The following is a 13,925-nucleotide window of genomic DNA, read 5'->3' on the forward strand; positions in this document are numbered from 1 at the left end:
TCGGCGCCGGGCGGGGCGGCGCGCGCCGCACCCGGAATGCAGGCTTCAGTTGATGCCTTCGCGCACCGGTTGGACCGGCTCGCCGTCGCGCGCCGACTGTCCGACGTTGACCGCGACCAGGTCGCCGATCACCACCCCGCGCGTGACCTGCACGTTGATCCCGTCGTCGTAGCCGAGCGTGACCGGCGCCAGGTGCAGCCGGTTGGCGCGCACCACCGGCACGTAGGGCTTGCCGTCGCGAAAGATCAGCGCGTCGTCGGGCACTATCGGCACGCGCGTCGTTATCCCGACCTGGAACTGCACCCGCGCATACATCCCCGGGTACAGCGCCAGATCCTCGTTGGGCAGATCGACCTCGACCAGCATCGTGCGCGTAGCCGGGTCGAGCGCGTCGGGATGGCGGGTCACGGAGCCGTCGAAGACGCGCTCGGGATAGTCGGTCACGCTGACCGTGGCCGGGTCGCCGTCCTTGATGAACGGCGCGACGCTCTGCGGCACGTGGGCGTAAACGCGCACCGGGCGCAGCGTCGCCATCGCGATCAGCGGCATCTCGGCGGTGGTCCCGCCGGTGGCCTGCGGAATCAGCTTGCCCGGATCGGCGTAGCGCGCGGTGACCACGCCGGAGAAGGGCGCGCGGATGGTCTCGTAGGCCTGGGTCGCGGCGAGCTGCTCGTAGGTCGCCTTGGCCTGCAGCATCGCGGTGTGCGAGTCGTCGGCGGTCTGTTCCGCGATAACGCTCTGGCGCGCGAGGGTCTGGTTGCGGCGGTCGGTGATCGCGGCGAGGTTGTAAGCGGCGCGCGCGTTGGCCACCTGCTGGTCGAGTTCGGGCGAAGCCAGCAGGGCGATTACCTGGCCGCGCTTGACGCGGTCGCCCTTGTCAACCCGAATTTCTTCGAGATAGCCGGGAATCTTCGCATACACCGGGGTTTCGATGTAGCCGTGGATCTCGCCCGGCAGATCGAGCGAGCGCGAGCGCGGCGCGGGTCCGACCTCGCGCACCAGCACGCGCTGGCCGCGTGCGACTTCCGCCTCGCGCTCCGAGGCCGCGCGCTGAAGCCACAGGCTGCGCGCCGCGACCAATCCGGCGGTGCCAGCCACCGCCACGATCACCGCGACCACCCATCCGAGGTAAAACCTCCGGCCGGGCTTGCGCGGCGCGTAATTCCTTGGGTCGTCGTCCATCTCCGTCGCCAGATCTGTCCCTATGCGCCGGGCACGATCGCCTCGACCTCGGCGTCGCGTTGATGCTTGCCGATGACGTGGCCGCTGAGCAGCGAGTAGGCCGCCGGCACCGCGAACAGGGTCATGAACGTGGCGACCAGCAGCCCGCCGATCACGGCCAGGCCGAGCGGCGCGTTGATGCTGCCGCCCAGCGCCATCGGCAACATCCCGAGCACCATCGCCAGCGCCGTCATTATCACCGGGCGCAGACGCGTGCGCGCGCCCTCGATCGCCGCCGCCGTGGGGCTGTAGCCCTGCTCGCGCAGATCGTTGGCGAAGATGATGAGCAGGTTGCCGTTGGCGACGCCCACGCCGACCGCCATAATCGCGCCCATCAGCGATTCCACGTTGATCGTCGTGTGGGTCAGCGCGAGCATCCACAGCACGCCCGCCAGCGCGCCAGGCACCGCGAGCAGGATGATGAACGGTTCCGCCCACGACTGGAAGTTGGTCACCATCAGCAGGTACACGAGGATGACCGCGAGGATGAGCCCCTGTCCGAGACTCGCGAACGACTCGCGCATCGCCTGGCTCTGGCCGCGGATGACGATCTTCACGCCGGACGGCGGCTTACCCAGCGCATCGATCGCGCGCTGCACCGCCGCCGATGCGCTGCCGAGGTCGCGCCCCGATACCGAGCAGTTGACGTCGATGACGCGCTGGACGGTGTAGTGGTTGATGACCGCCGGCTCGACTTCCTGCGTGATGGTGGCGAGGTTGCCGAGAAATTGCGGTGGCGTCTGGGCGCCGGCGCCGTCCAGACGCCCCGGATTGAGCGGCGTCGCGGCCAGCGCCTGAACCGAGTTGATCATGTGCTGCGGAGTTTGCGCCAGCACGCTGTAGTTGACACCGTTTTCCGGATTCAGCCAGAAGTTCGGCGCGAGCAGCGTGTTCGAGCTGAGCGACGTCAGCAGGCTGGAGGCGACCTGCTGCTGGGTCACGCCGAGCTCGAGCGCCTTGGCCCGATCGACCTTGACCCGCAGGGTCGGGTAGTCGAGGTGCTCGGCAATTCGCAGATCGAGCAAGCCCGGAATTTTGGCCATCCGCGCGCGCAGCCGGCGCGCCACGGCGTAGTCTTCCTCCAGGTTGTTGCCCGAGATCTGTGCGTCGATCGGCGCCGAGAGCCCGAAGTTCAGCACCTGGCTGATGATGTCGGCGGCCTGGAAGTAAACGTCAACGCCGGGAAAGCCGCGCGCCAGCACGGCGCGGATTTTGCGCTGGTACTCGCGGGTCGAATGATGGTCGGGCGTCAGCGAGATCAGGATGTCGGCGTCCTGCGGGCCGGTCGAGTCGCTTTGGTAGTAGGAGAGGTTGTAGTAGGTCGGCAGCCCGATGTTGTCGCTTATCGAGTCGAGTTCGGAAGCTGGAATCACAGTGCGAATCGCGCGCTCGATGCGATCGACGATGAGCTCGGTATGTTCGATGCGGGTGCCGGTCGGCGCGCGCACGTGCAGCCGCATCAGGCCGGCGTCAACGTCCGGGAAGAAGTCCTCGCCCACCACCAGCACCAGCGCGACCGAGGCGAGCACGATCGCGGCCACGCATCCGAGCGCGAAGCCGCGGCACGCCACGAACGCGCCGAGCGCCGCGCGGTAGCGCTCGCGGAAGTGTTCGAAGCCGGCCTCGAAGGCGGCCAGGAAGCGCCCGAGCAGGCTGCGCGGCGTCGTGTGCTCGTAATGCTCGGGCAGCAGGTAGCGCGCCATCATCGGCACCAGCGTGCGCGAGAGCAGGTACGAGGTCAGCATCGCGTACACCACCGCCAGCGCCAGCGGCGTGAACAAAAAGCGCGCCACGCCGTAGAGCAGCACCACCGGGAAGAACACGATGCAGATCGCAAGCGTGCCGACCAGCGCCGGCGCCGCGATCTCGGCGGAGCCGTCGAGGATCGCCGCCAGCAGCGGCTTGGGCATCGCGTGGTGGCGATGGATGTTCTCGACCGCCACGGTCGCGTCGTCCACCAGCATCCCGACCGCCAGCGCGAGTCCGCCCAGCGTCATCGTGTTGATGGTTTGTCCGGAAAGCTTGAGCGCGACTATCGCGGTCAGAATCGACAGCGGGATCGAGACGATCACCATCACCATCGAGCGCCCCGACCCCAGGAAAATGAGCACCATCAGGGCGACCAGCCCGGCCGCAATCGCGGCCTCGCGCACGACCTCCCATAGCGCGTCGCGCACGAACTTCGACTGGTCGAACGTCAGCTTGAGCTTGAGCCCGTTGGGCGCGGTGGCAAGGATCTCCGGCAGCTTGGCCTTGACCGCGCTGACCACCGCGAGCGTCGATGCTGCCGCATGCTTGACGATCGCCAGGTAGGTCGCGCGCTTGCCGTTGACCCGCACGATATTGGTCTGCACCTGGTGCGAGTAGCTCACCGGCGCGACGTCGCCGAGCAGCACCGGCGTGCCTGCGGCGACCTTGACCGGCAGATCGTTGAATTCGGCCGGGTGGTCGGGCGTGCCGTTGAGCTCGACGTTGTACTCGCGGTTGCCGATCTTCACCGTGCCGCCGGGGATAGTGACGCTCGATTGGTTGACTGCCGTGCTCACGTCGGCGGGCGAGAGGTTCTGGGCGTAAAGCGCCTCGGGATGCAGGTTGACCATCATCGCGCGGCTCACCCCGCCGAACGGCGCCGGCGAAGAGAGCCCCTCGATGGTGAAGAGCTTGACCCGGATGAAGTTGAGCCCATAGTCGAACAGCGCCTGCTCCGAGAGGGTGTCGCTGTAGACGTCGAGTTGCGCCACCGGCACGTTGGCGGCATTGTAGTCGATGATGTCGGGGGCGACGGTGCCCGGCGGCATGATGTGCAGGATGCCCTCGCTCTCGGAGCTTATCTGCGCGATTGCTGCGGCGACGTCCTGGTCGGGATGAAAGTAAACGCGCAGCATCCCGATCCCATCCATCGCGGTCGATTCGATGTGCTCGATGCCGTTGACCTCGGTGGAGAAGGCGCGCTCGCTGATCCAGACCATCCGCCGCTCCATCATCAGCGCCGACAGCCCGGGGTAGTTCCAGATGACCTCGACCACTGGGAGGTTGATGACCGGAAAGATGTCGGCGTTCATGCGGGTGAAGGCGAGCACACCCAGCACCAGCATCAGCAGCGCCATCACCGCGATCGAATGCGGCCGGCGTAGCGCGAAGCGGACGATCCACATAGCGGCAGGCGGCGGGCGCGGGGCGGCGGCTCAGCCCGCGCGGCCTTCGGAAGCGTTCAGATACGACATTGTTCGTGAGAATAGGGCACGCCGCCGCAGGCTGGCAAGCACCGCCTCCGGCGATGGCGCGCCCGCCGTCGACGCGGCTACAATAGAACCTTCGCCGGCGGGGCTTGGTTGCTCCGGGAGCGTGAAAATGTCAAAAAAGATGGTTCGGGCGGGGTCGTAGTTCAGCCCGGTTAGAACGCCGGCCTGTCACGTCGGAAGTCGTGGGTTCAAATCCCATCGGCCCCGCCAATCGTTTGGGCGCCGCGCAGCGCGCGCCGCGCCGGGAGTTGACGAGTTGAAGCTGACCGAACAGACCAGGAGCGTGTCGCGCGAGAGCGCGCTGCGCGCGCGGCGCTGGGTGCTGATCGACGCGAGCGAGCGCCCGTTGGGCCGCGTCGCCGCGCGCGCGGCCAGCGTGCTGCGCGGCAAGCATCGCCCCGACTTCACCCCCAACCAGGACGCCGGCGACTTCGTCGTCATCATCAATGCGTCCAAGGTCAAGTTGACCGGCGACAAGGCGGAGGGCAAGCTCTACCATCGCCATACCGAGTATCCGGGCGGAGTGCGTACGACCACTGCCGGGCGTTTGCTGGAGACCCGGCCGGAGCGGCTGCTTGAGATGGCGGTGCGCGGGATGTTGCCCAAGAACCGGCTGGGGCGGCGGCTATTCACCAAGCTGAAGATCTACCGCGGCGCGGACCACCCGCACGCCGCGCAACAGCCCCAGCAGCTCAAGTTGTAGGCGGGACCCGAGGAGATGGCAGACAAGAAGGCGGAAGTCTGGGCGACTGGCAAGCGCAAGACCGCGATCGCGCGCATCCGGCTCGCCCCCGGCAGCGGCACCATCAGCGTCAACCAGCGTTCGCTCGAAGAATACTTTCCGCGCGACACCTCGCGCATGAAGATCCTCGAGCCCTTCGAGCTGACCGAAACCAAGGGCCAATACGACGTGATCGCCAGCGTCAAGGGCGGCGGTATTGGCGCCCAGGCCGAGGCGGTCCGCCACGGCATCTCGCGCGCGCTGGTGCTCGCCTCCGAGGCGCTGCGTCCAGCGCTGCGCAAGAACGGGATGCTGACGCGCGACCCGCGCGAGGTCGAGCGTAAGAAGTACGGCCGCCACAAGGCACGCAAGCGTCCGCAATACTCCAAGCGCTAAACGACGCCCGCCGGCGCGCCCCGCGTGGCGCGCCGGGCGCGGCTTTCCGCCGTGCGACCGCGTTTATCCACGCTCGTTGCGTCATGTAACTGGTTCGTACGGCGATTTAGTGCTAGGTGGTGGGGCAGAATAACGCCGGGCCGCCGACGCGCGCTCGCCATTTTCAGCGGAGGGGTTTGAGAATCGAGATGGCGTCGCACAATAACAGAATCAAGCTGGCGGTGCTCGGGGCTTCAGGCTATTCGGGCATCGAAGCCGTGCGCCTGCTCGCCGGTCATCCTTTCGTCGAGCTGAGCGCGCTGACCTCGGAGCATTTCGCCGGGCGCGAGGTGGCCGAGGTTTACCGCCATCTGGCCGGAATCGACCTGCCGCCGTTCGAGGAGCTGCGCGCCGACCTTATCCGCGGCCGCGCGGAGGTCGTGGTATCGTGCCTGCCTGAGCGCGTGGGCGCGGCGCTTATCGGCGAACTCGTGGGGGCGGGCCTCAAGGTGATCGACCTGTCGGCCGACTTCCGGCTCAAGGACCCTGCGCAGTACCGCCAGACCTATGGCGTCGATCATCCGGCGCCGGCGCTGCTCAAGGAGGCGGTTTACGGGCTCGCCGAGTTCCATCGCCGCGAGCTGCGCGAGGCGCGCCTGGTCGCGGTGCCCGGATGCTATCCGACCAGCGCGCTGCTCGGTATCCTGCCGCTCATCCGGCGCGACCTCGTCGATCCGTCGTCGATCGTGATCGACTCCAAGTCCGGCACCACCGGGGCGCGCCGCGCGCCGCAGATCGAGCAACTCTTCGCCGAAGTCAACGAGAATTTCCGCGCCTATAAAGTCGGCAACCATCGCCACGTTCCCGAGATGGAACAGGAGATCGGCGCCGCGCTCGGGCGCGAGGTGGCGGTGATGTTCGTGCCGCACCTGCTGCCGGTCACCCGCGGCATCCTGACTTCGATCTTCATGCGTCCGCGCGCCGGCACCAGCGAGGAAGACGTGCGCGCGGCGTTCGAGGCGGCCTTCGCCAAGTCGCGCTTCGTGCGCCTGCTCAAGCCGGGCGAGCTGCCCGAGCTGAAGAACGTCCGCGCGACCAACTTCTGCGAGCTCGGCTTCGTGCTCGAACGCCGTTCGCAGACGCTGTGCGTGCTGAGCGCCATCGACAATCTCGGCAAGGGCGCGGCGGGCCAGGCGATCCAGGACCTCAACCTGATGCTGGGGCACGACGAGGCGGCGGGCCTGCTGGGCGCGGCGCCCGTTCCGTGAGCACGCGGCGCGGCGACGAGTCAGGCTCTGGCTTGCGCGGCGGCGCCGCGCTCGGCCGCCGCGCGCTGCTTGGCGGCGCAATCGCACTCGGCGCGGCGGCAGCCCTCAACGCCGCCGCGCGGACGGGCGCGGCTGCGCCGCCGCCCAAGGAGGCGGGCCTCAGCTACGAGGGCCTGCTCAAGGGGCAGGCTGGATTCCAGCCGCGCAAGCCGATGGCGCCGCCGCACGCCGAGCTGCCAGGCTTCCTCTCCCGTCTCCAGCTCGCGCAAAGCTACACGCATTACGCGCACGATTTCCAGCGGCTGCTGGTCGCCGAGCGCGCGCTGGCCGCGCTGCCGCGCGACAAGGCGCATCGCAACGACTACGCCGCGCTCCGCTTGCAACAGGTCGAGGCGGCCAATTCGGTGCTGCTGTACGAGTTCTATTTCCGCGGGATGGCGCCGCGGCCGGTCAAGCCGCCGGCCTACGTTATTGACAACATCAATGAGCACATGGGCTCGATGGAGAGCTGGCGCGAGGACTTTATCGCGTGCGCGCGCGTCGCCTCGGCCTGGGCGATCCTCGCCTACGATCCCTACGATGATCGCTGGCACAACGTGCCCACGGGCAAGGGCGATGCTGGCGGGTGGGTAGGGGCAAACCCGCTGGTTGTATGCGCGATGGCCGAGAGCGCATACGCGGCCGACTACCCGATGCGGGACAGTTACGTCGAGCGCTTCATCGAGCACATCGACTGGAATGTGGTCGCGGCGCGCTACCGCGCCGTCGACCGCCATTAGCGCAACCGCAGGCGACGGTCGGCCGAGCGCTACGAGAGGGCCTCCCGCAATGCGGCGCGCGCGAGCAGCCGCGTCGAGTCCAGAACCGGCAAGCGGGAGTCGGATTCGCTTACCAGCAGCGGTATCTCGGTGCACGCGAGTGCAACCGCGTCACAACCCTCTGCTTCAAAGGCCTCAATCACCTCTCGGAAATAAGCTAACGAAGAGGGCAGGAAGCGCGCGCGAACGAGTTCCTCGAAAATGATCCGATTGATACCCTCGCGCCGCTCGGCACCGGGGATACGAAACTCGATGCCCGCCGCCGCGAGCTTGGCGGGATACACAGGCCCTTCCATCAGGTACCGCGTGCCAAGGACCCCGACACGCCTGAACCCGCGGCGGACGGCTTCGCGGGCCACCACCTCGCCGATATGGATCCACGGCGCGGGCGATTGGTCGTGCACGAGGTCTAGCCCCTGATGTACCGTGTTGTCCGGGCAGATCAAGATCTGCGCGCCCGCGCTGACCAGCCGGGCTGCCGATTGAAGCAGAAGGTCGCCCACTTCCCGCCACCGTCCGCGCTCGATCAGGCGCTGATAATCGGCGAGCGGAAGATTGTGCAGGGAGGTCTCGGGATAGGCGTGGCGGCCCATCAGCGCCTCGCCTTCCAGACAGATTGTCCGGTAGCAGAGCGCCGCTCCCTCGCTGCTGACCGCTACGATCCCGATATGCTTCATTCGGCGGGCTGGGCGCCTAGGCCACGCGGCGCATCAACTCCAGGATGTCGTAGCCTGTGATCGCGCGGCTCTTCTCCGACCAGTCCTTGAGCTCGCGCTCGCTCACCATCCCGGCCTGCGCTCCCTTGGCGAGATCCATCAGCGCGATCTTGATCGTCGCCTCGTCGATCATCTCGCCGGTCTTGGGGTCGGCCATCGAGCCGCCGCCCTTTTCGTGGTACAGGCGGACCACCCGGCGGGCCTCCTCGACTTGGTCGGCGCTCGGGGTGTAGCAGGCGTTGGCTATCTCGGCTTGCTGCGGATGGATGACCCAAGTGCCGTCCATGCCGAGATTGGCGGCGCCGATGTTCTTTTCGCGCAGGCCGCGCTGCAACTCGGCTATCCGCTCGGGCGAATCGTCCTTACGCCACAGCCGCAGATAGACGTTATCGATCGCGTGCAGGCCGGCCGCCTTGGCCGCGACCACCATCGACTGCTTGGCGTAATGGAAGTTCTGATTCTGACCCTCGACGATCTCGCGCACGCCGAGGTTGGCGGCGAAGTCGGCGATCCCGAAGACCAGGCCGCACATCCGGTCTGAGGCGGTGGCGATATCGTAGGCTTTGATCAGTGCGTGCGGCGTCTCGATCAGCGACTCTATCTGGACCTTGTACTTCCATCCGCTGCGCTTCTCCAGGTCGTCGAGCATCCGCGACACCTCGCGGATCTCCTCCGGGCCGCGCGTCTTGGGCAGGATGATCCCGTGGAAGCGGTTGGGCGCGCCGAGCATGATCGCTTCCATGTCGCCCTTGAAGAAGGGCGAGTGGATGTTGTTAGGCCGCACGGTGACTACCTTGCGCCCGAAGTTCAGCGTGTTGAGCGCCTCGACCATCACCTTGTGGCTCTTGGGCCCTTTGAACTCGTAGGGGCAAGCGTCCTCGAAGTCCGCCATCACATGGTCCACCGGGGCTTTGATCGGGTCGGCGGCGGTTTGATGGAGCTTCATGCTGTGGCCGGGATAGGTCATCTCGGTGCGTGGGATGACGAAGCGGTTGCCATTGTCGAGAATGAACATGGTCAATTTTTCTCCGTTCAGCGGTATGTTTCCGCTGCAAAAGTTGCCGCCAAGGAGCGCGGTTAGCGTCCTGGCGCCGCAGAATAGTCACCTCAGTTTGGCATCGCCATTGCTAGGGTGGATGCCGAGGACCACAATGCGCGCACGATTGGCTGGCCGGGACGGGCCTCGCGATCCAAAACGGGCGGCCTTTGGCGCGGGCGGCCGAACGAATCGGAACTCGACCGCTGCGCGCTTGGTTTTTACGGCATTGAACGCAAGCCGTCAACCGAGCACTTGGGCAGGTGCGAACCGCCCCAGTTGCGCGAGCGGCCGCAAACGTATAGCTAATTTCGCACCCCTAGGCACCTACCCAAGGGCCTTAGATAAACGGACTATTCGATGAAGGCGATTGCATTCGAGCGCAATGGAGGCGTGGAGGTCCTTCGATATCAGGACGTTGCTGAACCCAAAGCCGGCCCCAATGAGGTCGTGATCAAGGTCAAGGCTTCGGCGTGCAATTTCAATGACATTTGGGCCCGCCGCGGCCTGCCCGGGATGAAAATCATCCTTCCGCACATCTCGGGCTCCGACGCCGCCGGCGAAGTGGTTGACCGCGGCAGCGAGGTCAAAGACATCGCAATCGGCGACGAGGTCGTGGTCCATTGCGGCATCGCCTGCCGCCATTGCTACTATTGCACCCGCGGCGAGGAATTCTTCTGCCACGACTTCAAGATCTGGGGCTTCCAGACCGGGCCGCTCGACGGCGCCCACGGCGAGTACTGCAAGGTGCCGGCGGTCAACGTGCTGGCCAAGCCGCGCAACCTGAGCTTCGAGGAGGCGGCCTCGATGCCGCTGGTGCTGGTGACGGTGTGGCGGATGCTGGTGACGCGCGCGCGCATGCGGGCCGGCGATTTCGTCCTGATCTGGGGCGCCACCGGCGGGCTGGGCGTGATGGCGATCCAGATCGCCAAGCTTTTCAACGCGCGGCCGATCGCGGTCGCCTCCAGCGACGAGAAGCTCGAGCTGGCGCGCAAGCTGGGCGCTGAGTTCACGCTCAACCGCAAGCGCGACGACATCTTCCAAGAGGTCCGGCGAATAACCGACGGCAGGCGCGCCGACATCGTCTTCGAGCATACTGGTGCCGACACCTGGCCGCTTTCGATGCAGTGTCTGAAGTGGGGCGGGACGATTGTGACCTGCGGCGCCACTTCCGGCTTTGACGCCCACATGGACATCCGTCTGCTATGGAATAAGCAGCAGAACTATCTCGGCTCCCATCTTGGGAATAAGGGCGAGCTGATCGAGGCGATGCGGTTTGTCGAGCGCGGGCTTATCAAGCCCGTCATCGACCGCGTGATGCCGCTTAGGGAGCTGGGCAAAGCGCAGGAGCTGATGGAGAACAATATCGTGGCGGGCAAAATCGTGATGCTGCCCGAGGCGTAGGGAGCAGGACGCGGCAGGCCGGACAAGCCGGCTCGCCGCGCTGAGCGGGGCAAACCCGGGTGGGCGGCCGCGAGCGCCAGGAGGCGCTCGCGGCCGCGCCGTTTTGCGCCCGGCGCGCCGGACGCACAACGCGCGCCGCCTCCGTCGCCCGGGCGCCGCAGGTGTCCAGTGTGATGCCGGCTGGGCCGCGTGGCTCGCGCGCGGCACTACCGGCGCGCGACGGCGATCCACTAAAATCGCCTCGTCGTGGCCCACCCAACCCGCGCATTCTGGAACCAGCTCCGCGCCTCAGTCGATGGCGAGGTTCGCTTCGACAACGCCACACTTGCGCTCTACGCCACCGACGCTTCGGTTTATCGCCAGGTCCCGCTGAGCGTCGTGCTCCCGCGCCACGAGGGCGACGTGATCCGCACGCTCGGGCTCGCGCGCGAAAATTCGCTCCCGCTGCTCGCCCGCGGGGGCGGCACCGCGCTCGCAGGCCAGAGCTGCAACGCGGCGCTCATCCTCGACTTCTCCAAGTACATGAACGCAATCCGGCATATCGACGCCGGTTCGCGAGTCGCCACGGTCGAGCCGGGCGTCGTCCAGGCGCAACTCAACGCTGCGCTTGCCCGGCACGGGCTGTTTTTTGCGCCCGACCCCGCGACGAAGAACCGATGCACTATCGGCGGGATGGTAGGCAACAACTCGTGCGGCGCGCATTCCGCCGCCTATGGCAAGACGGTGGACAACGTAGAGGCGCTCGATGTTGTGCTGTACGACGGCACACGGCTCCATCTGGGTGCTGCGGACGAGGGCGACGTCGCGCGCGCGTCGGCGGGCGGCGGTCGCGAGGGCGAGTTGCGAACCTCGATGCGCGCGCTGGTCGAACGTCACGCCGAGGAGATTCGCCGCCGCTATCCGAAAATTCCGCGTCGCGTCTCCGGCTACAACCTCGATGAGCTGCTGCCCGAGCGCGGCCACAATCTGGCGCGCGCGATCGTCGGCTCGGAAGGGACGCTGGCGGTAACGCTCGCCGCGACGCTCAAGCTGGTCCCGCGCCCGCGCAGCCTCGCGCTGGTGGTGCTCGGCTTTGACGATGTCTATCTCGCAGCGGACCAGGTGCCGTGGATCCTGGAGCATCGCCCGCAGGCATTGGAGGGTTTTGACCATCGTCTGCCAGACTTCGCGCGCAGCAAGGGGCTCGACGCCGCGCGGTTTCTACCCGACGGGCGTGCATTCCTGATCGTCGAGCTTGGCGCCGATGGAGACGACGAGGCGCGCGCCGCCGCCGAGCGACTGGTGGCCGACGCGCGGCGCGTGCGCGCCTGCGCGGGCGTCGCGCCCCTCTACGACGGCGGCGCGCAGCGTGCCGTATGGGGCCTGCGCGAGTCCGGGCTCGGCGCCGGCGCCCTCATTCCCGGCCATCCGCGGACCTGGCCGGGCGCCGAGGACACCGCGGTGCCGCCGGCGCGCCTCGGCGATTACCTGCGCCGCTTCGTGCGCCTGCTCGACGGCCACGGGCTCGCCGCCGCGACTTACTACGGCCATTTTGGCGAGGGATGCGTCCATTGCCGGGTCAATTTCGATTTCACCACGCCTAAGGGCGTCCAGACCTTCCGCGCCACGATGCTTGAGATCGGCGATTTGGTCGCCGAGTTCGGCGGCTCGATGTCGGGCGAGCACGGCGACGGCCTTGCGCGCTCCGAGTTGCTGCCAAAGATGTTCGGGCCGCGCCTGATCGAGGCGTTCGCCGACTTCAAGCGCGCCTTCGATCCCGACTTCCGGATGAACCCGGGCGTGATTGTGAATCCGCATCCGCTGGATTCTCATCTGCGCGTGACTCCGGGCTACCGTCCGGCGCCGGTGGAGACCCATTTCGACTTCATCGCCGAGGGTGGTCTGGCGGGGGCCGCGCTCAAGTGTGTCGGGATCGGTAAATGCCGCAAGACCGACGCCGGCACGATGTGCCCGTCGTACATGGCGACGCGCGAGGAGATGCACTCGACGCGCGGGCGGGCCCATCTGCTGTGGGAGGCGCTGAGCGGCGGCAGGCTGCTTGAAGGCAGGGCGGGGGACAGGGCGATTAAAGAAGCGCTTGAACTTTGCCTCTCGTGTAAAGGGTGCAAGAGCGAATGCCCGGCGGCGGTCGATATTGCCGCCTACAAGGCCGAATTCTTCGCCCGCTACTACGCCCGCAACCGTCGCCCGCTCGCTGTGCGATTCTTCGCGCGTATCCACGAGGTCGCCCGCGCCGGCGCTGCCATCCCCGCGCTGGCTAACGCGCTTGGGCATGCGCCGGCGCTCGGCGAGATCGTGCGGGCGCTGCTAAAAATTCATCCCGAGCGTGAACTTCCGCGCTTCGCGGCGCAGAGCTTTCGTTCATGGTTCGCGGCGCGCGGGCGACGCGACGGATCGGCTGCGCCCGAGGTCGTACTGTTCGCCGACACCTTCAACAACTTCTTCGAACCCGACGTAGCTATCGCGGCCGTGGAGGTCCTCGAGCGCGCCGGCTTCACCGTGGTCGTGCCGCCGCGCGATTTGTGCTGCGGGCGCCCGCTGTACGACGCTGGGATGTTCGCGCGGGCGCGCTGGCGGCTCGAGCAGGTGATGAAGACGCTCGCGCCTTACGTCGAGCGCGGCGCGGCGGTGGTCGGGCTCGAACCGAGCTGCATCCTCACCTTCCGCGACGAGTTGCCGAGCCTTTTCCCGGCCGACGCGCGCGCCGCGGCGCTGGCCAAGCGCGCGATGCTGCTCGATGAGTTCCTCGTGCGCGAGGCGCCCAGTTATGTCCCGCCCGCGCTCGCCCGCCGTGCGCTCGTTCACGGCCATTGCCATCAGAAGTCTCTTGCCGGCATGCGGTCCGAGATGGCCATCCTCGGCCGCGTCGGGGGGCTGGGTGCGCAGGAGCTCGACGCCGGATGTTGCGGGATGGCGGGCGCGTTCGGCTACGGCGCCGAGCGCTTCGAGCTCTCGCGCGTGATCGGCGAGCGCGTGCTGCTGCCGGCGGTGCGCGCGAGCGCGCCCGATACGCTGGTGGTCGCCGACGGCTTCGCCTGCCGCCAGCAGATCCGCCATCTCTGCCCCGGCCGCCAGCCGCTCCATCTGGCGCAACTGCTCAACCTCAAGGCCTGATTCGACGGAG

10 protein-coding genes and 1 tRNA gene are annotated in these 13,925 nt (G+C 67.3%); 7 read left to right on the forward strand and 4 right to left on the reverse strand.

The features are described 5' to 3' along the window. Positions 1-45: 45 nt before the first annotated feature. Complete coding sequence (locus VFB33_16735; protein ID HZO83343.1) at positions 46-1,182, reverse strand: efflux RND transporter periplasmic adaptor subunit; 1,137 nt, start codon at positions 1,180-1,182, stop codon at positions 46-48. 20 nt (positions 1,183-1,202) lie between these two features. Beyond that, positions 1,203-4,376, reverse strand: a complete 3,174-nt coding sequence (locus tag VFB33_16740) for an efflux RND transporter permease subunit (protein ID HZO83344.1) — start codon at positions 4,374-4,376, stop codon at positions 1,203-1,205. Positions 4,377-4,595: 219 nt separating this feature from the next. On the opposite strand from VFB33_16740, the gene VFB33_16745 reads away from it, so the two are divergent. The 5 genes from VFB33_16745 to VFB33_16765 all read left to right on the forward strand — a co-directional run bounded on the left by VFB33_16745 (position 4,596) and on the right by VFB33_16765 (position 7,606). Beyond that, positions 4,596-4,673: transfer RNA gene (locus VFB33_16745), tRNA-Asp, on the forward strand. Between the two features lie 46 nt (positions 4,674-4,719). Next, positions 4,720-5,166 (forward strand): 50S ribosomal protein L13, encoded by a 447-nt coding sequence (rplM, locus tag VFB33_16750; GenBank protein HZO83345.1) that lies wholly within the window; start codon positions 4,720-4,722, stop codon positions 5,164-5,166. A gap of 15 nt (positions 5,167-5,181) precedes the next feature. Next, positions 5,182-5,580 (forward strand): 30S ribosomal protein S9, encoded by a 399-nt coding sequence (gene rpsI, locus VFB33_16755; protein ID HZO83346.1) that lies wholly within the window; start codon positions 5,182-5,184, stop codon positions 5,578-5,580. A gap of 188 nt (positions 5,581-5,768) precedes the next feature. Next, positions 5,769-6,827: an N-acetyl-gamma-glutamyl-phosphate reductase gene (argC, locus tag VFB33_16760; GenBank protein HZO83347.1), complete on the forward strand. Its 1,059-nt coding sequence runs from the start codon at positions 5,769-5,771 to the stop codon at positions 6,825-6,827. Continuing rightward, the gene (locus tag VFB33_16765) at positions 6,824-7,606 is read left to right on the forward strand and encodes a Fe-Mn family superoxide dismutase (GenBank protein HZO83348.1); all 783 of its coding nucleotides are present in this window, start codon (positions 6,824-6,826) and stop codon (positions 7,604-7,606) included. Before argC ends, VFB33_16765 begins: the two co-directional genes overlap by 4 nt. Before the next feature lie 29 nt (positions 7,607-7,635). Here VFB33_16765 and VFB33_16770 read toward each other — a convergent pair whose 3' ends face one another. Both VFB33_16770 and VFB33_16775 read right to left on the reverse strand, forming a co-directional pair. Then, entirely contained in the window at positions 7,636-8,322 is a 687-nt protein-coding gene (locus tag VFB33_16770) for an amino acid racemase (protein HZO83349.1), read from the reverse strand. A gap of 16 nt (positions 8,323-8,338) precedes the next feature. After that, positions 8,339-9,376 carry a CoA ester lyase gene (locus tag VFB33_16775; GenBank protein ID HZO83350.1) on the reverse strand — a complete coding sequence of 346 codons (1,038 nt, stop codon included), beginning with the start codon at positions 9,374-9,376 and terminating at the stop codon, positions 8,339-8,341. Between the two features lie 381 nt (positions 9,377-9,757). On the opposite strand from VFB33_16775, the gene VFB33_16780 reads away from it, so the two are divergent. Together VFB33_16780 and VFB33_16785 are read left to right on the forward strand one after the other, a co-directional pair. After that, on the forward strand, positions 9,758-10,801 hold the full coding sequence (locus tag VFB33_16780; GenBank protein ID HZO83351.1) for a zinc-binding dehydrogenase: 1,044 nt from the start codon (positions 9,758-9,760) through the stop codon (positions 10,799-10,801). Between the two features lie 246 nt (positions 10,802-11,047). Next, positions 11,048-13,915 carry an FAD-linked oxidase C-terminal domain-containing protein gene (locus tag VFB33_16785; protein HZO83352.1) on the forward strand — a complete coding sequence of 956 codons (2,868 nt, stop codon included), beginning with the start codon at positions 11,048-11,050 and terminating at the stop codon, positions 13,913-13,915. Positions 13,916-13,925: the final 10 nt, after the last annotated feature.

Source organism: Candidatus Binataceae bacterium, from assembly GCA_035650475.1.
Lineage (GTDB): Bacteria > Desulfobacterota > Binatia > Binatales > Binataceae > JAKAVN01.

Excerpts from the sequence above, each read along its gene's own strand:
- VFB33_16735 (HZO83343.1), bottom strand. The coding sequence starts at position 1,182 with ATGGACGACGACCCAAGGAATTACGCGCCGCGCAAGCCCGGCCGGAGG.
- VFB33_16740 (HZO83344.1), bottom strand. The coding sequence starts at position 4,376 with ATGTGGATCGTCCGCTTCGCGCTACGCCGGCCGCATTCGATCGCGGTG.
- rpsI (HZO83346.1), top strand. The coding sequence starts at position 5,182 with ATGGCAGACAAGAAGGCGGAAGTCTGGGCGACTGGCAAGCGCAAGACC.
- argC (HZO83347.1), top strand. The coding sequence starts at position 5,769 with ATGGCGTCGCACAATAACAGAATCAAGCTGGCGGTGCTCGGGGCTTCA.
- VFB33_16770 (HZO83349.1), bottom strand. The coding sequence starts at position 8,322 with ATGAAGCATATCGGGATCGTAGCGGTCAGCAGCGAGGGAGCGGCGCTC.
- VFB33_16775 (HZO83350.1), bottom strand. The coding sequence starts at position 9,376 with ATGTTCATTCTCGACAATGGCAACCGCTTCGTCATCCCACGCACCGAG.
- VFB33_16780 (HZO83351.1), top strand. The coding sequence starts at position 9,758 with ATGAAGGCGATTGCATTCGAGCGCAATGGAGGCGTGGAGGTCCTTCGA.